Annotated in this window: 19 protein-coding genes, 1 pseudogene and 1 riboswitch; of the genes and pseudogenes, 12 read left to right on the forward strand and 8 right to left on the reverse strand. The window is 72.2% G+C overall.

Going from position 1 to position 22,720, the window contains the following annotated elements; genetic code table 11:
• The 3 genes from KHA85_RS08595 to KHA85_RS08605 all read left to right on the forward strand — a co-directional run.
• Positions 1–642: acyl-CoA thioesterase (locus KHA85_RS08595; RefSeq protein ID WP_213185468.1), on the forward strand; the 642-nt coding region annotated here is incomplete at its 5' end.
• 43 nt (positions 643–685) lie between these two features.
• Positions 686–2,365: an acyl-CoA dehydrogenase family protein gene (locus KHA85_RS08600; RefSeq protein WP_213185469.1), complete on the forward strand. Its 1,680-nt coding sequence runs from the start codon at positions 686–688 to the stop codon at positions 2,363–2,365.
• Positions 2,366–2,466: 101 nt separating this feature from the next.
• Positions 2,467–3,834 (forward strand): cytochrome P450, encoded by a 1,368-nt coding sequence (locus KHA85_RS08605; RefSeq protein WP_213185470.1) that lies wholly within the window; start codon positions 2,467–2,469, stop codon positions 3,832–3,834.
• 313 nt (positions 3,835–4,147) lie between these two features.
• Here the strand turns inward: KHA85_RS08605 and KHA85_RS08610 are convergent, their stop codons facing one another.
• Complete coding sequence (locus KHA85_RS08610; protein ID WP_213185471.1) at positions 4,148–5,782, reverse strand: long-chain fatty acid--CoA ligase; 1,635 nt, start codon at positions 5,780–5,782, stop codon at positions 4,148–4,150.
• 101 nt (positions 5,783–5,883) lie between these two features.
• Complete coding sequence (locus tag KHA85_RS08615; protein ID WP_070722508.1) at positions 5,884–6,324, reverse strand: carboxymuconolactone decarboxylase family protein; 441 nt, start codon at positions 6,322–6,324, stop codon at positions 5,884–5,886.
• A gap of 149 nt (positions 6,325–6,473) precedes the next feature.
• Here KHA85_RS08615 and ggt point away from each other — a divergent pair, with 149 nt between their 5' ends.
• From ggt to KHA85_RS08640, 5 genes are all read left to right on the forward strand, one after another.
• Entirely contained in the window at positions 6,474–8,498 is a 2,025-nt protein-coding gene (gene ggt / locus KHA85_RS08620; RefSeq protein WP_213185472.1) for a gamma-glutamyltransferase, read from the forward strand.
• Between the two features lie 136 nt (positions 8,499–8,634).
• Positions 8,635–8,695, forward strand: a riboswitch (cobalamin riboswitch).
• A 113-nt stretch (positions 8,696–8,808) separates the two neighbouring features.
• Complete coding sequence (locus KHA85_RS08625) at positions 8,809–9,723, forward strand: ABC transporter substrate-binding protein (protein WP_213185473.1); 915 nt, start codon at positions 8,809–8,811, stop codon at positions 9,721–9,723.
• Entirely contained in the window at positions 9,720–10,748 is a 1,029-nt protein-coding gene (locus tag KHA85_RS08630; protein ID WP_213185474.1) for a FecCD family ABC transporter permease, read from the forward strand. Before KHA85_RS08625 ends, KHA85_RS08630 begins: the two co-directional genes overlap by 4 nt.
• Entirely contained in the window at positions 10,745–11,632 is an 888-nt protein-coding gene (locus tag KHA85_RS08635) for an ABC transporter ATP-binding protein (protein ID WP_236885399.1), read from the forward strand. Before KHA85_RS08630 ends, KHA85_RS08635 begins: the two co-directional genes overlap by 4 nt.
• The gene (locus tag KHA85_RS08640) at positions 11,632–12,477 is read left to right on the forward strand and encodes an MBL fold metallo-hydrolase (protein WP_213185475.1); all 846 of its coding nucleotides are present in this window, start codon (positions 11,632–11,634) and stop codon (positions 12,475–12,477) included. The genes KHA85_RS08635 and KHA85_RS08640 overlap by 1 nt, the downstream gene beginning before the upstream one ends.
• On the opposite strand, the gene KHA85_RS08645 is transcribed toward KHA85_RS08640, so the two are convergent.
• From KHA85_RS08645 to KHA85_RS08650, 3 genes and pseudogenes are all read right to left on the reverse strand, one after another.
• The gene (locus tag KHA85_RS08645) at positions 12,474–12,929 is read right to left on the reverse strand and encodes a hypothetical protein (RefSeq protein ID WP_308936902.1); all 456 of its coding nucleotides are present in this window, start codon (positions 12,927–12,929) and stop codon (positions 12,474–12,476) included. The two genes, KHA85_RS08640 and KHA85_RS08645, sit on opposite strands and share 4 nt — an antisense overlap.
• A 104-nt stretch (positions 12,930–13,033) precedes the next feature.
• Positions 13,034–13,147, reverse strand: a pseudogene (locus KHA85_RS19450) (TetR/AcrR family transcriptional regulator); the annotation flags it as partial.
• Complete coding sequence (locus tag KHA85_RS08650) at positions 13,140–15,647, reverse strand: MMPL family transporter (RefSeq protein ID WP_213185476.1); 2,508 nt, start codon at positions 15,645–15,647, stop codon at positions 13,140–13,142. The gene KHA85_RS08650 and the pseudogene KHA85_RS19450, both read right to left, overlap by 8 nt.
• Positions 15,648–15,829: 182 nt before the next feature.
• On the opposite strand from KHA85_RS08650, the gene KHA85_RS08655 reads away from it, so the two are divergent.
• The 4 genes from KHA85_RS08655 to KHA85_RS08670 all read left to right on the forward strand — a co-directional run bounded on the left by KHA85_RS08655 (position 15,830) and on the right by KHA85_RS08670 (position 19,528).
• On the forward strand, positions 15,830–16,633 hold the full coding sequence (locus KHA85_RS08655) for a siderophore-interacting protein (protein ID WP_213185477.1): 804 nt from the start codon (positions 15,830–15,832) through the stop codon (positions 16,631–16,633).
• Positions 16,634–16,749: 116 nt separating this feature from the next.
• A complete protein-coding gene (locus KHA85_RS08660) occupies positions 16,750–17,730 on the forward strand; it encodes an ABC transporter substrate-binding protein (protein ID WP_213185478.1) in 981 nt (326 codons plus the stop codon).
• Positions 17,727–18,734 carry an ABC transporter permease gene (locus tag KHA85_RS08665; RefSeq protein WP_213185479.1) on the forward strand — a complete coding sequence of 336 codons (1,008 nt, stop codon included), beginning with the start codon at positions 17,727–17,729 and terminating at the stop codon, positions 18,732–18,734. The genes KHA85_RS08660 and KHA85_RS08665 overlap by 4 nt, the downstream gene beginning before the upstream one ends.
• Before the next feature lie 2 nt (positions 18,735–18,736).
• Entirely contained in the window at positions 18,737–19,528 is a 792-nt protein-coding gene (locus KHA85_RS08670; protein ID WP_213185480.1) for an ABC transporter ATP-binding protein, read from the forward strand.
• Here the strand turns inward: KHA85_RS08670 and KHA85_RS08675 are convergent.
• The 3 genes from KHA85_RS08675 to KHA85_RS08685 are packed head-to-tail and all read right to left on the reverse strand — an operon-like array spanning position 19,510 to position 22,645.
• Positions 19,510–20,376, reverse strand: coding sequence for a glycosyltransferase family 2 protein (locus KHA85_RS08675; RefSeq protein ID WP_213185481.1), 867 nt, complete (start codon positions 20,374–20,376; stop codon positions 19,510–19,512). The two genes, KHA85_RS08670 and KHA85_RS08675, sit on opposite strands and share 19 nt — an antisense overlap.
• The gene (locus KHA85_RS08680) at positions 20,373–21,536 is read right to left on the reverse strand and encodes a glycosyltransferase (protein WP_236885400.1); all 1,164 of its coding nucleotides are present in this window, start codon (positions 21,534–21,536) and stop codon (positions 20,373–20,375) included. Before KHA85_RS08680 ends, KHA85_RS08675 begins: the two co-directional genes overlap by 4 nt.
• A complete protein-coding gene (locus KHA85_RS08685) occupies positions 21,533–22,645 on the reverse strand; it encodes a glycosyltransferase (protein WP_213185482.1) in 1,113 nt (370 codons plus the stop codon). Before KHA85_RS08685 ends, KHA85_RS08680 begins: the two co-directional genes overlap by 4 nt.
• Between the last annotated feature and the right edge of the window lie 75 nt (positions 22,646–22,720).

The following is a 22,720-nucleotide window of genomic DNA, read 5'->3' on the forward strand; positions in this document are numbered from 1 at the left end:
CCGCTCGCGCTGACCCTCAACTATGCCGGACCCGTCACGGATGGCGAGTTCCTCATCGAGGCGCGCCCCGCCCGCACCAACCGCTCGAACCAGCACTGGTGGATCGAGATGCGCCAGGGCGACGACGTGGTCACCACTGCCACGGCCATCACCGGGCTGCGGCGCGAGACGTGGTCGGAGACCGAGGCCGCCGCGCCCGCCGTGCCCGCGCCGGAGGAGCTGCCCTCCGCCGGCGCCGACCGCGGTGTGAAGTGGGTGGAGAACTACGACATGCGGTTCGTGGAGGGGGGATGGGACGCCGTCGCGGCGGGCGAGGAGAGCCCGGGGTCGACGACGACGATGTGGATCCGCGACGCCCCGGCCCGCGGACTCGACCATCTCGCGCTGACGGCCATGTGCGATTCGTTCTTCCCGCGCGCATTCCTGCGGCTCGGTCGGCCGGTCCCCGCGGGCACGGTGACGCTGACGATCCACTTCCTGGCCACCGCCGACGAGATCGCCGCCCAGGGCACCGACTTCCTGCTGGGGAGCGTGCATTCGCACCGCTTCCACGGCAACTACCACGACGAGGCCGCGCGCCTGTGGGGCCGCGACGGGACGCTGCTGGCGACGGGCACGCAGCTTATGTATTTCAAGGGCTGAGCATTTCAAGAGCTGAGTACTTCAAGAGTTAGGAGCCGCCGCCATGACGACGTCGCTCGATCACACCAGCCAGCGCCACCACTCCACCCACGAGGTCCTCAACCAGGCGCCTCCGCGGGTCGACGTGGACGAGTTCGCCCTCAACCCGGCGCTGCAGGGAGCGGTCGCGACCTTCTCGCCGCACGCGCGGGTCGAGGGGTTCCACGAGATCGGCCGGCACGTCGGCACCGCGCAGTACCAACACGACGCCGAGCTCGCCAACATCCATACGCCCGTGCACCACTCTCACGACCGGTGGGGCAACCGGGTCGACGAGATCGAGTTCCACCCCTCCTACCACCGCATCATGGAGTATTCGGTGGCCCACGGGCTGCACACCTCGGCGTGGGCCGACCCCGGGCAGGGCGCGAACGTCGAGCGGGCCGCCGGGTTCATGCTGGTCTCGCAGATCGAGGCCGGGCACGGGTGCCCGCTGTCCATGACTCACGCCGTGGTCCCGTCGCTGCGGCTGAGCCCTGAACTGGCCGCCGAGTGGGAGCCGGCGCTGCTCTCCCGCGTCTACGACCCGGAGCTGCGCGACCCCGCCACCAAGTCGGGCGTGCTGTTCGGGATGGCGATGACCGAGAAGCAGGGCGGCTCGGACGTGCGCGCCAACACCACGACCGCCGAGCCCGTCACCGCCGGCGGCTCCGTGGGCGCGGGCGACTCCGGGTGCCACGTCCTGCGCGGCCACAAGTGGTTCTGCTCGGCGCCGCAGTCCGACGCGTTCCTCGTGCTGGCGCAGGCGCCGGAGGGGCTGAGCTGCTTCCTCGTTCCGCGCGTGCTCCCCGGCGGCGAGCGCAATCCATTCCTCGTGCAGCGGCTCAAGGACAAGCTCGGCAACAAGTCGAACGCCTCCTCCGAGGTGGAGTTCGACGGCACGCTCGGCTGGCTGGTCGGCGAGCCCGGCCGCGGCGTGCGCACGATCATCGAGATGGTCGGCCGCACGCGCCTGGACTGCGTGCTCGGTGCGGCGGCCGGCATGCGGCAGGGGGTGGCCGAGGCCGCGTGGCACGCCCGGCACCGCGCGGCGTTCGGCGCGACGCTCGTCGACCAGCCTGCGATGGCGGCCGTCCTGGCCGACCTGCAGCTCGAGTCCGAGGCCGCGACGTGGACGGCCTTGAGGTTGGCGTCGGCGTACGACGACGAGGAGTTCGCCCCCTACCGTCGGCTGGCCACCGCGGTGGCGAAGTACTGGGTCTGCAAGCGCGGGCCGAACCACGCCTACGAGTCGCTGGAGTGCCTGGGCGGCAACGGCTACACCGAGGCGTTCCCGCTCGCGCGCCGCTACCGGGAGCAGCCGGTGCTGGCGGTGTGGGAGGGCTCGGGCAACGTCATCGCCCTGGACGTACTGCGAGCGATGGCGCGGGAGCCGGAGTCGGTGGCGGCGTTCGACGCCGAGCTGGCAGCGCAGCTGGGCTCGCACGAGCTGTATGACCGGCACGTCGAGCGGGTGCGCGGGCTCATCGGCCGGGCCGCCGCCGACCCGGGCGCCGCGCCGGGGATCGCCCGCCGGCTGGTCGAATCGATGGCGCTGGCCCAGCAGGCCGCGGTCCTGCTCGCCCACGCCCCGGCCCCGGTCGCGGAGGCGTTCTGCCTGGCCCGCCTCGGCGACGACCGCTCGGCCGAGTACGGCGCCCTGCCCGACGGTGTCGACATCCGCGCACTGGTCGACCGGGCCTGACCCGGCGCGCGGCGGAGAAACGACACCGCCGGTTTCGGAAATCGCGTGACAATGCGTGAGCCGTGTCACACACTGGGGACATCCCGACAACGAGGTGCTGTATGTCGATCCCCGGTGATCCGCGCGAGAAGGTCTTCCGCCCCGGACCCGCGCCACTGCGCTCCCATCTGCCGGTGCTGGGCAAGACGCTGGAATACGTGCACGACCCGCTGTCCGCCATGGCCCGGCGCTACCGCGACCACGGACCGGTCTCCGATATCAACCTCCTCGGCCGCACCTGGACGGCGCTCATCGGGCCCGACGCGTGCCAGGCCGCCCTGCAGAACGGCGACAAGGCGTTCGCCAACGGACCGGGCTGGGGATACCTGGTGGGGCCGTTCTTCAACCGTGGGCTGATGCTGCTCGACTTCGAGGAGCACAAGCACTACCGGCAGATCATGCAGGAGGCGTTCACCCGCCCCCGGCTCGAGGGCTACACCCGCACGCTCGCGCCCCTGGTCGACGCGGGGATCTCGGCCTGGTCCCCGGACCGGGCGTTCCAGATCTACCCCGCACTCAAGTCGCACACGCTCGACCTGGCGACCGACGTGTTCATGGGCGGCGCCGAGTACGCCGCTCCCGGGGAACTCGACCGCGTGAACACGGCGTTCGTCGACTGCGTGCAGGCGGCCAACGGGTACGTCCGGTCGACGGTGCCGGTGCCGTTCACCAAGTGGGGCCGCGCCACCCGTGGCCGCCGACTGCTGGAGGAGTTCCTCCGCCGCCATCTCCCGGCCCGCCGCGCGAATCCGGGAGAGGACCTGTTCTCCGCCCTGTGCCAGGTGGCGGACGCCTCCGGCGGGATCGACGACGACGACATCATCAACCAGATGATCTTCCTCCTGATGGCCGCGCATGACACCACGACCAGCACGGTGACGTCGATGGTCTACGAGCTCGGCCGCGACGTGGAATGGCAGGAGCGGCTGCGTCGGCAGTGCCTGGCGCTGGGCCCCGGCCCGAGCCTGGCCGAGCTGGAGGAGCTGCCCGACCTCGCGCTGGTGATGAAGGAGACGCTGCGTCTGCACCCGCCGGTTCCGGTGCTGGCCCGCAAGACGGTGAAGGACACCGAGATCCTGGGCGTGGAGATCCCGGCCGGCCGGCTCATCTCGGTGATGCCGCTGTACTCGCACCACATGCCCGAGTACTGGACGGACCCGGAGATCTTCGACCCGGAGCGGTTCTCCGAGGAGCGGCGGGAGGACAAGTCGCACCGCTTCGCATGGGAGCCCTTCGGCGGTGGTGTGCACAAGTGCCTCGGCATGATCTTCGCGAACCTCGAGTCGAAGCTCGTGCTGAGCGCGCTGCTGCGCCACTTCGAGTGGTCGGTGCCGCTGGACTACTCCCCGCCCATGAAGAACGACTCGCTGCCCTACCCCGGCGACGGGCTGCCCGTGTCGCTGCGCCCGCTCTCGCGCGTCCACGCCTGACCCGCCGCCGCCCACCCGCCCGCACCTGCTCCGGGTGCGGGCGCGGGCATGTGCGCAGCTAGAGTCGCCCGCGCCAGCGCCACCTATCCGATTCCGCGCCGCCTACCGGATCCGCTAGGTGGCGCAGATCGCGATAGGCGGCGTGGGGATCTGGTAGGTGGCGAGAGATCCGATAGGTGAGCTGAGCGCCGGGCGGGCGGCCGGCAGCCCCGCTGTCAGACGAAAAGACGGTTCCGCCCGCGTCGGCCGAGTGAGCACGTGCGGAACCGTCTTTTCGATGGGCGAACCGCCGCCCGGCGGGGCGGGGCGGCGGTCAGTTCTCGAGGGCGTTGATCACCTCGAGCTCGCCCTCCGAATGCGAGGCACGGATGCGCTTCTTGTCCAGCTTGCCGACCGAGGTCTTGGGGATCTCGTCGACAAAGGCGAAGCGCTCCGGCACCTGCCACTTGGCCATCCGCTGTGCCAGGTGCGCGCGGAGCTCCTCGACGTCCGGATCGGGGATGCCCTCCTTGACGACGATCGCGGCCAGCGGGCGCTCGTCCCACTTGGGATCCGGCACACCGACGACGGCCGCCTCGGCCACGGCCGGGTGCTCGAGCAGGTAGTTCTCCACCTCGACCGAGGAGATCCACTCGCCGCCGGACTTGATGATGTCCTTGGCGCGGTCGGTCAGCTGGAGGAAGCCCTCGGGCCGCACGTAACCCACGTCGCCGGTGCGCAGCCAGCCGTCATCGAACGAGTCCGAGTTGTCGACCTTGTAGTAGCTTCCGGTGATCCACGGGCCGCGGACCTGCAGCTCGCCCACGGATTCGCCGTCCCACGGCAACTCGTTGCCGGCGTCGTCGACGATCCGCGCCTTGACGCCAGCGAGGAAACGACCCTGGGTGGTCCGCAGCTGGAACTGCGTCTCCTCCGGCAGCTCCGCCTTGGGCCGCGACAGCGTGCCGATGGGCGAGGTCTCGGTCATCCCCCAGGCGTGGGTGATGTTGATCCCGTAGCGCTCCTTGAACTTGCGGATCAACTCCGGCGGGCAGGAGCTGCCGCCCACCACCACGGCGCGGAAGCTCGACATGTCGACGGGATGGTCCACGCTGTAGGCGTCCAGGGCCATCCAGATGGTCGGCACGGCGGCGGCCAGCGTGGGACGCTCGGAGGCGATCATCGCGGCGAGCGGCTCGGGCTGCAGGAACCGCTCCGGCATGAGCAGCGAGGCGCCCACCATGAACGCGGCGTACGGAACGCCCCACGACATGGCGTGGAACATCGGGACGATCGCCAGGACGTTGTCGTCCACCGAGATGTCCATACCGTCGGACATGCACACCTGCATCGAGTGCAGGTAGATCGAGCGGTGCGAGTAGACGACGCCCTTCGGGTCGCCGGTCGTGCCCGAGGTGTACGCCATCGCGGCGCCCGAGTTCTCGTCGACCTCCGGCCAGTCGAACTCGGTGGGCTGGGCGGCGAGGAGCGCCTCGTAGTCGTGGACAGTGATCCCCTCGGGAGCCTCGAGTGAGTCCGCCGCGCCACCGGTGACGAGCACGTGCTCGACCGTGGAGAACCGCGGCAGCAGGGGCTGCAGCAACGGGATCAGGCTCGGGTCGACGATGACGACCTTGTCCTCGGCGTGGTTGGCCACGAATTCCAGCTGGTCCGGGAACAGCCGGATGTTGAGCGGGTGCAGCACCGCGCCCATCGAGGGGATGGCCAGGTAGGCCTCCATGTGCTCGGAGTTGTTCCACTGGAAGGTGGCGACCCGCTGGTCACCGTCGATCCCCAGCGACCGCAGGGCGTGGGCCAGCTGCGCAGCGCGCTTGCCGAGATCGCCGAACGAGAGCTTGCGCGGCCCCTCCGTGGTCCAGGTGGTGACCACGGCATCGGAGTGGACGGTCGAACCGAACTGCAGGATAGTGCTGATGTTCAGCTGCTCCGGCATCATCGTGCTGCGCATGGGCGGGACTCCTTACTCGCGGGGCGTGCGTGACCTGACGGGACACGTGTGTATGCCGTAGGTCACTCTGAAGGTCGAGACTACTCCCGACCCCTTCCGCCCTACCCGCTCAGGGGGGAATCGCCCGCTTCGGCGTCGAGGGCGTCGAACACCTCCTGGACCGTCTTCATCGCCGACAGGGCGGCGGGCGCCCCGCAGTACCCCGACGCGTGGATGACGGCCTCGGTGATCTCCTCCCGCGTCAGCCCGTTGGTCAGGCCCCCGCGGACGTGGCCGGCCAGCTCGGCGTTCGCGCGCAGCGCCACCAGCATGCCGATGTTGAGCAGACTCCTGTCCCGCCGACCCAGGCCCGGCCGGTCCCAGATGTTGCCCCACACGTTCTCGGTGACCACGTACTGGATGGCCTCCGACGCCGTCCCGGCCGCCCGGTCCATCGCCCGGTCGACGAAGGCGTCCCCCATCACCTCCCGCCTGGTCGCGAATCCCTGCTCGCGCAGGTCCCGGGCCGCAGGCCCGTCATCGGCGGAACTCGTCGTCGTCATCTGCTGGTCCTTCCACTGGGCGTCATCCGTCAGTGCCTCGTGAGGCACCGACCATCCTCCCCTGTCCCGTCTCCGCCGAAAGCGCCACGCCCACCCCGCCGGCAGAGCACTGTGGGGGTCAGGTATCCGGCTCGGGAAGGCGGCCCGCCATGCACTCTCGGACAACCCGACGAATCGCACGCGCGGTCCTCGCCCTCGGACTCGCGCCCGCCCTGGCGCTGTCGGCCTGCTCGACCGAGCCCGGAGGTGCCGAGGAGAACGCGACGACCACCTCGTCGTCGTCGCCCCCGGACCGCACCACCTCCGCGCGTCCCGGCTCGCTCGGCGGCGAGCCCCTCCCCGTGCAGGACACGGCGCCGTGCGCACAGGACGGCGGCGGCACGCCCGTGGGCCGGACCACCGACGGCCAGGCCGGCCCCGAGGGGCCCATCTCGTTGAATCCCGAGGTCGCCACCGGGTTCCGAACCGGGATGCGGCCCGTCGCCACCGCGTCGTACTCGGTCTCCACCGCGCACCCGCTGTCGACCCGGGCGGCGTGCGAGGTCCTCGCCGACGGTGGCACCGCCGCCGACGCCCTGGTCACCGCCCAGGCCGTCCTCGGGTTGGTCGAACCGCAGTCCTCCGGACTCGGCGGCGGCGGATTCCTCGTGCACTACGACGCCGACCTCGGCCAGGTCGAGACCTACGACGGACGCGAGACCGCACCCGCCGCCGCCACCGTCGACTACCTCCGGCACATCTCGCCTGACGACACCGCCGCACCGCGGCCCGACGCCCGGCGCAGCGGGCGGTCCATCGGGGTGCCCGGCATCCTCCGCCTGCTCGAATCGGCCCACGCCGACCACGGCGAGCGCGAGTGGCGCGACCTGTTCGACCCCGCGGTGCTGCTGGCCGACGACGGCTTCGAAATCAGCCCACGCCTGGCCGAGTCGATCGCCGCGTCCGCCGAGGACCTCGCCCGCGACCCGGACGCCGCCGGGTACTTCCTCGACGGCGACGCGCCGAAACCCGCCGGGACGCGCCTCACCACCCCCGCCTATGCCAAGACCATGTCCTCAGTGGCCACCGAGGGCGCCGACGCGTTCTACACCGGCGCGATCGCCGAGGCGATCGTCGAGCAGGTCAGCACCGAGCGCGAGGGCATCACCCCCGGCGCCATGACCCTCGACGACCTGGCCGGATACGAGGCCGTCACGCGCGACCCCGTGTGCAGCCCGTACCGCGACCACGCCGTGTGCGGCATGGCGCCGCCGTCCTCGGGGGGCACCGCCGTCGCCTCGACCCTGGCCATGCTCGCCGAGTCCGACCTCGCCGCGTTCCCGCCGACCGACGTCGGCCCCGACGGCGGCCTGCCCGCGCCCGAGGCCGTGCACCTGGTCACCGAGGCCGAACGGCTCGCCTACGCCGACCGCGACGTCTACATCGCCGACCCCCGGTTCGTGCCGCCGCCGCTGGGCTCCGCGATGACCCTCCTGAGACCCGGCTACCTCGCCGGACGCGCAGGCCTCATCGACACCGAACGCTCCATGGGCGAGGCCGAGCCCGGCGACTTCCCCTTCGACGCCCGCGGCGTGTTCACCGGCCCCGAACACGGGACCACCCACATCAGCATCGTCGACGCGCAGGGCAACGCCGCCGCGCTCACCACGACCATCGAGTCCGCGTTCGGCTCCTTCCAGATGGTCGAGGGGTTCCTGCTCAACAACCAGCTCACCGACTTCGCCGCCGAGCCGCGCGACGAGGCCGGGCAGCTGCAGGCCAACCGCGTCCAGCCCGGCAAGCGGCCGCGGTCTTCCATGGCGCCGACACTGGTCTTCGACGGCACGCCCCTCGCGCGCGGTGAACTGCGGGCGGTGGTCGGGTCGCCCGGCGGGTCGCGGATCATCCAGTTCGTCGTCAAGACGCTCGTCGGGATGCTCGACTGGGACCTCGACCCGCAGCAGGCCGTGAGTTCCCCGTCGTTCGGGGCGATCAACTCGCCCGAGACCGCGATCGGCGACGAGCACCCGGCGGTGACCGGCGACTCTGAGCTGACCCGGTGGCTCACCGAGCGCGGCCACGAGGTCTCCACCGAGGAGCAGTCGTCGGGCCTCTCGGCGATCCTGCGTCAGTCCGACGGCACGCTGATCGGCGGCGCCGACCCGCGGCGCGAGGGGGTCGTGCTGGGCGGGTGACGCGGCGCCGTCGGCTCGGGCGCTCGGCGGCGGGGCGCTGGTCGGCGCGGCGGCGGCTTCTGCCCGCCGCACCTGCTCGGCTACCCTCGAGAGGTCCGGCCACCTGCGCCGGGCGCCCCGCGGCAACTCGGCGGAAGTCGGTGTGAATCCGACGCTGTCCCGCAACTGTGATCCCGTCCCCGGACGGGCGAGCCAGGTCGGCCGGTGCCGCGGTAGCCGTACGTACTGACCTCGGACGAAGGACGGTCGCGTGCAGCGGCCCACCGCCGCGGCCCGAGCTGTTTTCGTCCTCCGAGCCGCGGAGGATGCCATGCCCCACCCACGAGCCCGTTCCCTGCTGATCGCGCCGCTGGCCGCCCTGGCGCTCGTCGCCACCGCGTGCAGCGGCTCCGACGGCGAGGACGCCGCCCCCGCCGATCAGACCGGCGCGGCGGCCGACGAGCCGCAGGCCATCGTGTCCCTGAGCCCCACGACCACCGAGATGCTCTACGCCGTCGGCGCGGGCGACCAGGTGGTGGCGGTGGACGAGCGGTCCGACTTCCCGGAGGACGCGCCCGTCACCGACCTGTCGGGCTACACGCCCAACCTCGAGGCGATCCTGGGCTACGCCCCCGACCTGGTGGTGCTCACCGACGACAACGCCGACATCGTGGCCGGGCTCGAGCGCTCGGGCGTCGAGGTGCTCCAGCTGCCCGCCGCCCAGACCCTCGACGAGACGTACACCCAGCTCGAGCAGGTCGGCGCGGCCACCGGCAACATCGGCGAGGCCGCCGAGCTGGTGTCGGAAATGCAGACCGAGATCGACGAGATCGTCGCCTCCGTGCCCGAGCGCGAGACGCCGCTGACGTACTTCCACGAGCTGGACGACACCTACTACACCGTCACCGACGCCACCTACGTCGGCGAGGTCTACTCCATGCTCGGCCTGACCTCCATCGCCACCGGCGACGACGCCTACCCGCAGCTGTCCGAGGAACTCATCCTCGAGGCCGACCCGGACCTCATCTTCCTGGCCGACGGTCAGTGCTGTGGCGTCACCGCGGAGACCGTGGCGCAGCGTCCCGGCTGGGACGGGCTCACCGCCGTGCGCGAGGACCGCGTCCACGTGGTGGACGAGGACCTGGCCAGCCGCTGGGGCCCGCGCATCGTGGACTTCATGCGCGAGGTCGCCACGATCGTCGCGCAGATCCCCGCCGACCAACCCGCGACCCAGCCCACCCCGTGACACGCCCGTCGCCCCGCCACGCCCTCGTGCTGGGCGGGGCGACGCTGCTCTTCGGAGCGGCGATGCTGCTGGGCACCCTCATCGGCCCGGCCGGACTCACCGCCGGTGGGGTGCTGCTCGACCTGCTCGACCGCCTGCCGCTCATCGCGGTGGACTCCGGCCTCACCGAGCGCCAGCAGGTGATCCTGTGGGAGATCCGGATCCCGCGCGTCGTTCTGGGCGCGATCGTCGGCGCGACGCTGGCGATCGCGGGCGCCACCTACCAGGGCGTCTTCCGCAATCCGCTCGCCGACCCCTACCTGCTGGGTGTCTCGAGCGGCGCCGGCCTGGGCGCGACGCTGGCGATCGTCGTCGGCGGCGCGATGGGCTCGGCGATGGTTCCGCCCGCCGCATTCGCCGGCGGCATGATCGCCGTGATGGCCACGTACGCCCTGGGACGCAGCGTGGGCGGCGGCCGCGGCGAGGTCGTCATCATCCTCGCCGGCGTCGCGGTGGCCGCGTTCGCGAGCGCCATTCAGACCTTCTTCATGCAGCGTCACGACGACACGCTGCGGCAGGTGTACTCGTGGATGCTCGGCCGCCTCACCACGAGCGGCTGGGCCGACGTGCGGACGGTCCTGCCGTACGTGCTGGTCTCTGTGGCGGTGATCGCCCTGTTCCGCCGCATGCTCGACGTCATGGCGGTCGGCGACGTCGAGGCCGCCACGCTCGGCATCGCGCCCGCGCGCGTGCGCCTCATCCTCATCAGCGTCGCCACCCTCGGCACGGCGGCGGTCGTCTCGGTCTCGGGCCTCATCGGGTTCGTCGGCATCGTCATCCCGCACGCCGTGCGCATGCTCATCGGCCCCGGTCACCGGCTGCTGCTGCCCACGTCGCTGCTGGCCGGGGCGACGTTCCTCATCCTCGCCGACGTCGTCGCGCGCACCGCCATGAGCCCGGCCGAGCTGCCGATCGGCGTGGTCACCGCCGCGATCGGCGCCCCGTTCTTCCTGGTGGTCCTGCGCCGCAGCCGGGGGCACATATGAGCCCGGCCCGCCCCGCCCGCCGGGAGCCCGCGAGCCCGGCCGACCCGCGTCGCCCCGCCCTGTCCTGCCGGGACCTCCACGTGGCCCGCGACCGCACGCCGGTCCTGCACGGCATCGACCTCTCGGTACCCGCCGGGTCCTGGGTGTCGCTGGTCGGCCCCAACGGCTCCGGCAAGACCACCCTGCTGTTCGCGCTCGCGGGCCTCATCCCGGCGTCGGGGGGCATCGAGGTCGACGGGTTCGCGCCGCGCCGCGCTGGTCGCCGCCGCGTCGCGCGGACGGTGGCGATGATGCCGCAGCGCCCGGTGGTGCCGGAGGGCGTCACCGCGCGCGAGCTCATCCACCTCGGCCGCACGCCGCACATCGCCCGTTTCGGGACCGAGAGCGCCCGCGACCACGAGATGGTCGAGAGCGTCATCGACCGCCTGGACCTGCACGACCTCGCCGCGCGCACCGCGACCACCCTGTCGGGCGGCGAACTCCAGCGGGTGGTGCTGGCCCGGGCCCTCGCCCAGGAGCCGCGGGTGCTGCTGCTCGACGAGCCCACCAGCGCCCTCGACATCGGTCACCAGCAGCAGGTGCTGGACCTGGTCGACTCGATGCGCCGCGAGAGCGGGCTGACGGTGGTCGCGGCAATGCACGACCTCACCTCGGCCGCGCACTACGGCGAGCGGTTGGTGCTGCTCGACGGCGGGCGCGTCGTGGCCGACGGTCGGCCGGAGGAGGTCCTCACCGCCGAGCGGGTGGCGCAGGTGTACGGCGCGCGCGTCGAGGTCCTGGCGCGCCCCGACGGCCCGGCGGTGCTGCCCCTGCGCGGCGCGGGAGCGGGGCCCGGCGAGGAGGGCGCGCCCGGGCGCGCGGAGCCCGGGGAAGGCGCGCCGTGATGGAGGTCGTGCTGCTAGGCACGGGCGCGGCCGACGGCTGGCCCAACCCGTTCTGCCGGTGCACGTCGTGCGGCGAGGCACGTCGGCTCGGCGTGGTGCGCGGCCAGACCTGCGTGCTTGTCGACGACGAGCTGCTCATCGACTGCGGACCGGAGGCCCCCGGCGCGGCGGTGCGGCTCGGGCGCACCCTGGCGTCGGTCAGACATCTGCTCATCACCCACGCCCACGCCGACCATCTCGGTCCGCAGGCGTTGCTCTACCGCTCCTGGGTCCCGGGGGTGGGCGGGCTCGAGGTGGTCGGTCCCGCCGACGCGCTCGAGGTGTGCCGGCCGTGGATCGGTCCGGACGACCCAGTGCGCTTCCTCCCGGTCGTTGCCGGGGACCGGCTCACCGTGGGCCGCTACGACGTCCGGGTGCTGCCGGCCCGGCACCGGGTCTTCCGCGACGGCGACGCCGTGCTCTACGACCTCACCGGACCCGACGGCGCGCGGCTGCTGTGGGCCACCGACACCGGTCCGTGGGACGACGACTGGTTCGCCGCGGTCCGTGACGCCCGCTTCGACGCGGTCTTCATGGATGAGACCCTCGGCGACCGCGAGGAGCTCTCCCCCGCGCACCTGGGCCTGTCCCGGTTCGCCTGCATGCTCGCGCGACTGCGCGATGTGGGCGCGGTGGTCGATGAGACCGAGGTGGTGGCCGTGCACCTGGGCCACCACAACCCGCCGCCCGACGTCCTGGCCGCGCGGTTGCGCGGGCTCGGCGCCCGGGCCGGTGTCGACGGCGAGGTGGTCTGCTGCGGTCGCGGCCGCCGGGCCCCCAATGACCGCGACCGCGACTCGCGCTAGCGGCGCCCGTCGCCCCGCAGCAGGTTGCCCGCGCCGTTCTCCAGGACATCGAACGCCTCGTCCAGGTAGGCCGCGCGGCTCTTCAGCGCGTTCTGCTCGCCGTTGCCGTGCAGCTGGTCGGTGCCGATCTGCTCGGCGTCGTCGGGCGCCTGACCGCTGCGCGGGCGGTGGCGCAGCACCGACGCACCGACGGCCAGGCTCAGGTCCACCAGCACGCGGACCCGGAAGTCGCTGAGCTGCGGCTCCCGGCGGCTGATCGCCTCGTACAACGGGTCGAGGATCCGCTCGGCGATGCACGACCGGGCGTCGCTGGAGAGCATCAGACCGATCTGTTCCCCGGCGACGAGCAGGTTGTCGGCGGCCTCGATATCGTCCGACGAGCGCCCGTAGAGCTCCCGGAACATCGTGCGGAAGATGTCCACGGGGGTGAGGTCCGCGTCCGCCTGGTCCACCTGCCGCACGAACTCGGCGATCTGCTCGCGCAGAAGTGCACGAACGCGTCCTCGCGGTGGGCGAAGTAGTTGTGGAACGTCCGGGTGGAGACCCCCGCCCGCCCGGCGATCGCCGACACGGTCGCGCCCTCCACCCCCTCGGCGACCAGGAGTTCCACGGCGGCCGCCGAGAGACGGGTGCGGGTGTCGGCCTTCTTCCGCTCGCGCAGGCTAGGCATCGGCTCGCCCGGCACCACCACCGTCGGCCCGGTCGCCGCCGAGCTCGTGCTTGCCGGCGCCCAGGGACTGGGCGGCAACGGTCTCCGCGGAATGCCGGCCCTCTGCCAACGCGTCGGGATCGACCACCTCGTCGTCATCACCGGACCCGGCCCGGTCCCCGGTCCCGCGGGGACCGTCCGCACCGACGTCCTCCAACGCCGACCCCTCGACGTCCACGGACGGCAGGATCCGGTCCAGCCAGCGCGGGATCTTCCAGGCGCGCTCGCCGAGCAGGAACATCACCGCGGGGATGATCGTCATGCGGACGACGAAGGCGTCGAACAGCACGGCCACGGCCAGCGCGAAGCCCATCACCTTGATGAACTGCTCGTCGATCGTCATGAACGCGGCGAACACGCTGGTCATGATGAGCGCGGCCGCGGTGACGACGCGCGCACCGTGCTTGAAGCCGTTGGACACGGCGTTCTGCGCGGTCTTGCCGTGGACCCAGCCCTCGCGCATGCGGGTGACGAGGAAGACCTGGTAGTCCATCGCGAGGCCGAACACGATGCCGATGAGGATGATCGGCAGGAAGCTGATGATCGGCTGCGGATCGGAGATGATGCCGCCCCAGCCCTCCTGCCACAGCGCGACGGTGAGGCCGAAGGTGGCGGCCACCGACAGGCCGAAGCCCAGCGCCGCGATGAGCGGCACCCAGATGGAGCGGAACACCAGCATGAGCAGGATGAACGCCAGCGCCAGGACGATGCCGACGTACGGCAGGAGCACCTCGGACAGTCGCTCGGAGATGTCCTCGTAGATCGGGGTGACGCCGGTGACGGAGTATGTGCCGCCGGTCTCCTGCTCGAACGCGCCGATGCCCGCGCGGATGTTGTCCAGCACGGTCGCGGCCTGCTCGTCGGTCGCCCCGTACTCGGGCGTGATGAGCACCTGAGCGGCGTCGCCGGCCTCGTTGGACTCGATGATCTGCGCGTTGCGGACGCCGTCCACCGCCTGGATGTCCTCGACCGCGGTGGCCCACGCGGCCGGACGCTCCTCCGCCGGGACGTCGAGGGTGTCGACGAGGGCGATCATCGGCGCGTTGCGGCCGGGGCCGAACGCCTCGGCCGTGAGGTCGTACGCGGTGCGGTTGGGGGTGCCGGGCGACATCGTGCCGTCGGATGGCATGGCGAGCCGCAGCTGCGCGGCCGGGATCGCGAGCAGGCCCAGGAGCACCACGGCGACCACGGCGTGCAGGATCGGGTGTTTGCGAACGCGGCGGACCCAGGTCAGGCCCATCGTCGGCTTCTCGTCCTCCGGGTCCGGCGCCTTGACGACCGGGACGCGGGCGCCGAAGACCTTGGTGCCGACGGCGCCGAGGACGGCCGGCAGCAGGGTGATCGCGACGAGGACGGCGATCGCGACGGTCGCGGCGGCGGACAGCGCCATCGCCGTGAGGAACGGGATGTTGATGATCGACAGCGCGGCGAGCGCGATGAGCACGGTCAGGCCGGCGAACACCACGGCGGAACCGGCCTTGCCCACCGCGAGCCCGGCGAGGTGTGCTCGCTCCCGGAACGGGATCGTCTTGAGCTGCTGCGCCAGTTCCCTCGGCTCGAGATCGTTACCGCCGATGTGCTTGACGAGCTCGGTGCGGAAGCGCGACACGATGAACAGGGCGTAGTCGATGCCCACGGCGAGGCCGATCATCGACGCCAGGGTCGGCGTGAAGTTGCTGATCGTGTCCGTGAAGGAGGTGGCGGCGAAGATGCCGGCGATGCCGATGCCCACGCCCACCACGCCGACGAGCAGGGGCAGTCCCGCCGCGATGAGCGAGCCGAAGGTGATGGTGAGGATGACGGCTGCGACGGCGATACCGATGATCTCGCCGGTCGCGCTGATCTCCGAGGTCTGGAACGCGTTGCCCGAGTAGGCGATCGTCAGGCCGTCCTGGTGCTCGGCCACGAGGTCAGCGAACGCCTCGCGGTCCTCGGCCTCGACGTTCATGGTGGTCTCGGCGGCGAACTGGAGCTGGACGGTGCCGGTCGTCTCGTCCTCGCTCAGGGGGCTGAGCGCGGCGAAGTCGGCGTCGATCTGCTCCTGCGGGATGCCCTGCGCGGCCTTGGCCTCGGTCATCTGCTGACGCATGCCCTCAGCGGCCATCACCGGGCTGACGATCGCCTCGGTACCCGTGAGGAAGTCGAGCTCGCGCACCTCCGCGAGGAAGGCGTCGACGTCCTCCGCCACGGCCGGGTCGGTGAGGGTGCTGCCCTCGGGCGCCCGGATGACGACGGTGCCCGTCGGCGCGTCGAGCTGGCTGGGTGAGCCGGGGAACCGCTCCTGGATCTCCTCCTGCGTCTCGATCGACTCGAGGCCGGGGATCTCGAAGCTGCTCGTGGTCTGCTGCGACAGGGTGGCGGCGGCCGTGCCCATGCCCGCGATGATGAGCAACCACGCGACGATGAACCTCCACCTGTGCAGGTAGGCCGATCGGCCGATCCGGTAGAGAAATGACGCCATGCGCTTGGCTCCTCGGGGCGTGGGTGCGACTCGCGAACCCCCGCAGTTTTGCACGGACACTGCACGATTGCACAGCCCGTGCAAGGTTGTGTGGCGGACGACACCCCGCGCGGTCGTCCCCGGCCGCGCGGGGCGACTCTCTGGGAGGATAGGGTCACCTAACCCCCGTCGAAGGAGTATGAGTGGCCCGCGATCGCCAGCCCCCCGCCCCGACCGTCCTGACGGTGTTGCGCACCGAGACGGTGACCGCCCATCTCGTCCGGGTGGTCCTGGGTGGCGAGGGCTTCGATTCGTTCGCCGCCCGCGCCGACACGGACAGCTACGTCAAGATCGAGCTGCCCCACGCAGGCGAGACGGTCGTGCGGACGTACACCGTGCGGCGGTGCGACCCGGTCGCGCGGGAGATCTGGATCGACTTCGTCGTGCACGGTGACGCCGGAGTGGCCGGCCCGTGGGCGCGTTCGGTCACCCCGGGCACGCGGGTCGCGCTGCGCGGCCCGGGCGGCGGCTACCGTCCGGACCCGGAGGCCGACTTCCACCTGTTGGCCGGGGACGAGACGGCGGTGCCGGCCGTCGCCGCGGCGTTGGAGTCGCTGCCGGAGGACGCCGTGGGCGCGGTGTTCCTGGAGGTCGGGGGCGACGACGACGAGGTCGACCTCGTCGCGCCGGCGGGCATGGAGGTCACGTGGATCCACCGCGGGACCCCCTCGACGGACGCGGGCCCGGGCCTGATCGACGGCGACGCCCCGCTGGTCGGCGCGGTGCGTGACCTGCCGTGGCCGGGCGGCGACGTGCAGGTCTTCGTGCACGGCGAGGCCGAGACGGTCATGAAGCACCTGCGGCCGTACCTGCGACGCGAGCGCGGCGTGCCCGCCGCCCGGGCGTCGATCTCGGGCTACTGGCGACGCGGCCGGACCGAGGAGGGCTTCCGCACCTGGAAGCGCGAACTGGCCGAGTCGGAGGAGGGCCCGCAGCCCGTCAGGTGAGTCCGGGCTCATCGTGTCGGGGCGACCCGGTACCCTCATGTGCCAGCACCGTTCACGCATCCGGCCCCTCGCGTACCCACCCGGGAGGCCCAGACGGCACAGACAAGGCATGGCACATGGCATTCACTCGCGCGAAGCTGTTCACCGGACTGGTCGCCACCTCGGCTCTCGTCCTCGCAGGTTGCTCGGGCGGCGGTGACGACACCGCCGGCGATGGCGGCGAGTCCTACCGCATCGGCATCAACCAGCTCGTCCAGCACCCGGCTCTGGACTCGGCCACGGCGGGGTTCAAGGAGGCCTTCTCCGAGGCCGGTGTCGAGGTGGAGTTCGACGAGCAGAACGCCAACGGCGAGCAGGCCACCGCGCTGACCATCGCCCAGCAGTTCGCCGCCGACGACCTGGACCTCACCCTCGCGGTGGCCACGCCCGCCGCGCAGGCGATGGCCCAGAACATCATCAACATCCCGCTCCTGTTCACCGCGGTCACCGACCCGGTCTCGGCCGAGCTGGTCGACTCGATGGAGGAGCCGGGTTCCAACGTCACCGGCACCTCGGACGCCGCTCCCATCGAAGAGCAGCTCGAGCTGCTCAAGGAGCTCGTCCCGGACGCCGAGCGTGTCGGCGTCGTCTACGCCTCCGGCGAGGTCAACTCGCAGGTCCAGGTGGACCAGGCCGAGGAGGCCGCCGGGCCGCTCGGGCTGGAGATCGTCACCCAGACCGTCACCACCGTCAACGAGATCCAGCAGGCCGTCGAGGCGCTCGGCGACGTCGACGCCATCTACGTGCCGACCGACAACATGGTCGTGGCCGGCATCGCCTCGCTCGTCCAGGTCGCCGAGGACAAGCAGATCCCGGTGATCGCAGCGGAGGAGGGCACCGTCGAGGGCGGCGCCGTCGCCACCCTGGGCATCGACTACACCGAGCTGGGTCGCCAGACCGGTGAGATGGCGCTGCGCATCCTGCGCGACGGCGAGGACCCGGCCACCATGCCGGTGGAGACCGCGACCGAGTTCACCTACGTGGTCAACGAGGCCGCCGCCGAGCGTCAGGGCGTGACCATCCCCGAGGACATCCTCGCCGAGGCTGAGCGCAAGTGATCGGGGCCGTCGAGGTAGGCCTCATCTACGGGGTCATGGCGTTGGGGGTCTTCCTGACCTTCCGCGTGCTCAACTTCCCCGACCTCACCGTCGACGGCAGTTTCACCACCGGCGCCGCCACCGCGGCGATGGGGCTCCTCGCCGGCTGGAACCCGGTGCTCGCGACGCTCGCGGGCTTCGGCACCGGGTTCCTGGCCGGCATGGTCACCGGCCTGCTGCACACCAAGGGTCGGATCGACGGACTGCTCGCCGGCATCCTCACCATGATCGCCCTGTGGTCGGTCAACCTGCGGATCATGGACGGGGCCAACGTCCCGCTGCTGCGGCAGGACACGGCGTTCACGCCGCTGCGTGAGGCCGGCATCCTCGGCACCTGGGGCGGCGTCGCCGTCCTCGCGGTGGCCGTCATCCTGCTCGGCCTGGTCGTGCTCTGGTTCCTCACCACCGACCTCGGCCTGTCGATCCGCGCCACCGGCGACAACGGGCCGATGATCTCGTCGTTCGGTGTCTCCACCGACTTCACCAAGACGCTCACCCTGGCCCTGTCCAACGGGTTCGTGGGCATGTGCGGTGCGCTGATCGCGCAGTACTCGGGCTTCGCAGACATCTCGATGGGCATCGGCCTCATCCTCGTCGGCCTGGCGTCGGTCATCCTGGGTCAGGCGATCCTCGGCCAGCGTCGCCTGTGGCTGGCCGTGTTCGCCGTGGTCGTGGGCGCGATCCTGTACCGCCTCATCATCTTCGCGGCGCTCGAGGTGGGCCTGAACCCCAACGACATGAAGGCCATCACCGCCCTGCTCGTGGTCATCGCGCTGCTGCTGCCCCGCTGGAAGTCCGTGGGCGGCCGGTTCGGTCGCAAGCCGACCACACCGGTCGCCGCCAACGAGCGGGCCGTGGCCGGGGTCGGCGCCGCGGTCGATCCGGGTCCCGGCACGGCTGCCGACGCGGTCGCCACCGGGTCCGCCGGGCCCGACTCCACCGCCCCCGGCACCAAGGAGGTCTGACGATGCTGTCCGTCACCGGAGTGTCCAAGACCTTCTTCCCGGGCACCGCGAACGAGCGCCGGGCGCTCAACGACCTCACACTGACGCTCGGCGAGGGCGACTTCGTCACCGTGATCGGCTCCAACGGCGCGGGCAAGTCGACGCTGCTCAACGCCGTGTCGGGCAAGCTTCCGGTCGACACCGGCGCGATCGACATCGACGGCGTGCGCGTCAACCGTCTGCCCGACCACAAGCGCGCCAAGTACATCGGCCGCGTGTTCCAGGACCCGCTCGCCGGGACCGCCCCGAACCTCACCATCGAGGAGAACCTGTCGCTGGCGCTGCTCCGTGGTCAGCGTCGCGGTCTCGGGCGTGGGCTGAGCAAGAAGCGGCGCGGGCGGTTCGGCGAGCAGCTCGCGATGCTCGAACTGGGCCTCGAGGACCGTCTCACCGCCAAGGTGGGGCTGCTGTCGGGCGGTCAGCGGCAGGCGCTGTCGCTGCTCATGGCGGGCTTCACGCAGCCGCGCATCATGCTGCTCGACGAGCACACCGCGGCCCTGGACCCGCAGCGGGCGGCACTCGTCACGTCGATCACCGAGCGCATCGTCCGCGAGGGCGGTCTCACCACGCTCATGGTCACGCACAACATGGAGCAGGCCATCCGCCTGGGCAACCGGCTCATCATGATGCACGAGGGTCGGATCGTGTACGAGGCCGATGACGCGACCAAATCCAAGCTCACGGTGCAGGACCTGCTGCGCGAGTTCACCAACATCAAGGGCGCGACCCTGTCGGATCAGGCCTTCCTCGGCTGACCGCCGGGCGACGCGCCGGGCACGGCCTCCCAGCCGTCGCCGCTCCTGCGCACCAGACCCATCCGCTCGAACTTCTCGAACCAGCCCGGCGCGGGCCAGTCCCCCCACCGCGCGGCGTAATGCGCGCCGTTGCGCAGCAGGTCGGCCAGGTGGTCGACCGGTGGATCGGCCACCGGGTGCCACCGGTGATACGCGTGCGCGCCGGCCACCAGGACCACCGGCACGCGCCGGTAGAGCAGCCTGCGGCCGAAATCGGTGTCCTCGGCGCCGTATCCGGTGAAGTCCTCGTCGAACCCACCGAAGTCCGCGCGCATCCTGAGCCAGAGGTCCGGCCGCACGGCGAACGACAGCGACCAGAACATCCCGAACTCGTCGGGCTCCAGGCGCCGCGTCCCGCGGGAGGGGAACGGTCGGGCCGGGTGCGGGTCGGTGAACGCGGGCAGGTCGGCCGGATCGGGCGCGCCGGCGGATTCCGGGAGGTAGGTCACCGGTCCGAGCCCCACGACGCCGTCGGGGATCTCGGAGTACCGCCGCCCCAGCTCCGGGCCGGGCATGCAGTCCACGTCGAGGAAGACGATCAGATCGGCGCCCAGTTCGGCCGCCCGGTCGCCACCGAGGTTACGGCTGCGGGCGATCGGCAGGTCGGGCCCGGCCGGCAGCTCCACGATCTCGACGCCCTCGGCGGAGAGCTCGGCGGCCAGTTCCCGACTCCCGGGCCTGTCGGGCAGCACCAGCACGTGCCGGGCACCGGGCAGGTGCGCGGCCATCGCGCGGCGCTGCGACGTCAGGTGTTCGGCGCGGCCCGGCGTGCAGACCGTCACCACGGCGATCGACGCCGCGGTGGTCATCGCGCCGCTCCGACCGTCGACTCCGCGGAAGGCGCGCCCAGCCCGTGCCCGGCGAGCTCCGGCTCCCGCCCGCGCTCGCGCCCGGCGAACTCCGGCCCGCGCCGCTCGACTCCGTCCTCCCGCCCCTCGGCCACCGCCTCGAGGACACCGGCCAGCCGCTCGGCGGCGCCGTCGACCTCCCACGCCTGTCGCAGCCCGGAGCCCGCGCCCGGCGCGCAGCGGGCGACCTCGAGGGTGCGCCGGACGGCCTCCACCAGCTGGCCCACCGGGTCATCGCGGCGCACGACCTCGGCCAGGCCCAGCCGGGCGAGGGTGGCCGCGGTGGCGTCCTGCTCGTCGAAGGGCCGTTCCTCTGGTGCGACGACGACGTGCGCGTCAGCGGCGGCGAGGTCGGCGATCGAGCTCTGCCCGGCCGCACTGATCACCACGTCGGCGCGACACAGCTCGTCCCACGGGTCGGCCACCCAACGGCCGCCGGGGCCGCCGAGGGACACCCAGTCGACCTCGCCCAGTTCGTGGCGCACGGCATCCCACCGTCCGTCGTGGCCGTCCCCGCCTGAACCGCGCAGATGCAGCACGCGGGGCCGCTCCCCCCGACCCCGGACCCGGCCGGCACCGGGGCCCGGGTCCCGACCGGCGAACCGCGAGACGCCGCCGACGGGCACGAGCGGACGCGTGGCCCCGGCGGGCACGGGCGCGCCGGCCGCGCGGGGCCACCCGGCGACCAACGCCGAGCAGACCCCGTGGGCGAGCAGGTGCGGGGCGTCGTCACGGCGGCCCGGCAGCACCGTGGAGACCACGGGCGTGCCGGTGAGCCGGGCGCCGAGCGTCACCTCGACGGAGATGTCCGACCAGAACACGGTCGGCGCGTGATGGTCGATCCACTCGGCGAGCACGGCCATCCGGCGGCGCAGCCCGGCGTTGCGCAGCGGGACCCAGTGCAAGCGCCCTCCTGCGGTCGGATCCGACGCCGCGCCGTCCGCTGACCCTCCGACGTCCAGCGGCAGCGAGACGACCCGGACGCGCCCGGAATCGGGAACAGCATTGTCGCGGATGCGGGCGGAGGTAAGGATGGTGACCTCGTCGTCGAGCGCGGCGGCCACCGACAGCGCCCGTTGCACGTGGCCGCTGCCGTGGTGGTGGGCGTAGATCCCGATCATGACGCCACGCCCACCAGTAGGGCCCGGAGTCGCTCCTCGAGGGCGTCGATGCGGGCGTCGTGGGAGAACGCGGCCGCGGCGGCGCGGGCGGTGGTGGCCCGGTCGAGCGTGAGCGCGGCCGGGATGCCGGCGGCCAGCGCGGACGCCGGGTCGTCACCGGGGTCGACGAGGTTCACGCCGGGTTGCCCGCGCAGGATCTCGCGGATGCCGCCGCGCGCCAGGGCGACGACCGGGGTGCCGCACGCGAGCGCCTCCACGGCGGTGAGTCCGAACGGCTCCTCCCAGCAGGGGGTCACCAGGGCGACGGCCGCGCTCGCGACCAGCGGCACCAGCGCGTCGCGCCCCAGCGGGCCGTGGTGGTGCACGAGGTCGCCGGCCTCGCGCAACCGGGGTCTCAGGACTCGACGCATGTACCGGTCGTCGCCGACGCGGCCGGCGAGGTCCAGCGGCATGCCCGCGAGCCGGGCCGCCTCGACGGCCAGGTGCGGGCCCTTCTCGGGCACGATCCGGCCGGTCCACACCGCACGGTGCGGCGCGGCGCGAAGGGATCCGGTCGCGCGCCCGGGGCGCCACGTGGCGAGGTCGACGCCGTTGGGCAGGACGTCGGCCCCCTGCGGCACGCGCCAGGTACCGAGGACGGATCTGCTCACGGCGAGCACATGACCGGTGGCCTCGCCGAGCCGATCGAACGCCTCCTGCATGGGCTCGAGCCGCGGGCAGTGCAGCGTCGTGATCATGGGCGTGTCCATCTCGGCGGCGCGCACGAGCGGGACGTGGCTGAGACTGTGGTTGAGCACCACGTCGTACCCGGCCACGGCGACGTGGTCCATGAGGCGTTCGAACTCGGCGGAGTCCGCCTCGTAGCCGCCGGGCGGGTAGTAGCTGTCGCCGCGGCCGGTGGCGGTGGCCATGGCGGTGAACTCGAAGCGCGGGTCGTGCCCCTCGCTGCCGGCGGCGGCGTACAGGGTCACCCGGTGGCCGCGGGCGCGCAGGGCCCGGACTTCCTTGGCCACCACGACCTCGAGCCCACCGGCGTACGGCTCCCGTATGGGGAACCGGGACGGCCCGATCACGGCGATGTCCAGACGCTGCTCGCTACGGGCGTCCACAGCCCCCCTCGTCCTCTCGTGGCACCCGACCGGTCCGGGCGCTGCCAGAACATTGAATAGTGTCCTGTCGGGGGC

Origin of the sequence: Dietzia massiliensis, assembly GCF_018390595.1 — a bacterium.
Lineage (GTDB): Bacteria > Actinomycetota > Actinomycetes > Mycobacteriales > Mycobacteriaceae > Dietzia > Dietzia massiliensis.

Coding starts and splice junctions, on each gene's coding strand:
- KHA85_RS08600 (WP_213185469.1), top strand. CDS start 686: ATGACGACGTCGCTCGATCACACCAGCCAGCGCCACCACTCCACCCAC.
- KHA85_RS08605 (WP_213185470.1), top strand. CDS start 2,467: ATGTCGATCCCCGGTGATCCGCGCGAGAAGGTCTTCCGCCCCGGACCC.
- KHA85_RS08610 (WP_213185471.1), bottom strand. CDS start 5,782: ATGCGCAGCACGATGATGCCGGAGCAGCTGAACATCAGCACTATCCTG.
- KHA85_RS08615 (WP_070722508.1), bottom strand. CDS start 6,324: ATGACGACGACGAGTTCCGCCGATGACGGGCCTGCGGCCCGGGACCTG.
- ggt (WP_213185472.1), top strand. CDS start 6,474: ATGCACTCTCGGACAACCCGACGAATCGCACGCGCGGTCCTCGCCCTC.
- KHA85_RS08625 (WP_213185473.1), top strand. CDS start 8,809: ATGCCCCACCCACGAGCCCGTTCCCTGCTGATCGCGCCGCTGGCCGCC.
- KHA85_RS08635 (WP_236885399.1), top strand. CDS start 10,745: ATGAGCCCGGCCCGCCCCGCCCGCCGGGAGCCCGCGAGCCCGGCCGAC.
- KHA85_RS08640 (WP_213185475.1), top strand. CDS start 11,632: ATGGAGGTCGTGCTGCTAGGCACGGGCGCGGCCGACGGCTGGCCCAAC.
- KHA85_RS08650 (WP_213185476.1), bottom strand. CDS start 15,647: ATGGCGTCATTTCTCTACCGGATCGGCCGATCGGCCTACCTGCACAGG.
- KHA85_RS08660 (WP_213185478.1), top strand. CDS start 16,750: ATGGCATTCACTCGCGCGAAGCTGTTCACCGGACTGGTCGCCACCTCG.
- KHA85_RS08670 (WP_213185480.1), top strand. CDS start 18,737: ATGCTGTCCGTCACCGGAGTGTCCAAGACCTTCTTCCCGGGCACCGCG.
- KHA85_RS08675 (WP_213185481.1), bottom strand. CDS start 20,376: ATGACCACCGCGGCGTCGATCGCCGTGGTGACGGTCTGCACGCCGGGC.
- KHA85_RS08680 (WP_236885400.1), bottom strand. CDS start 21,536: ATGATCGGGATCTACGCCCACCACCACGGCAGCGGCCACGTGCAACGG.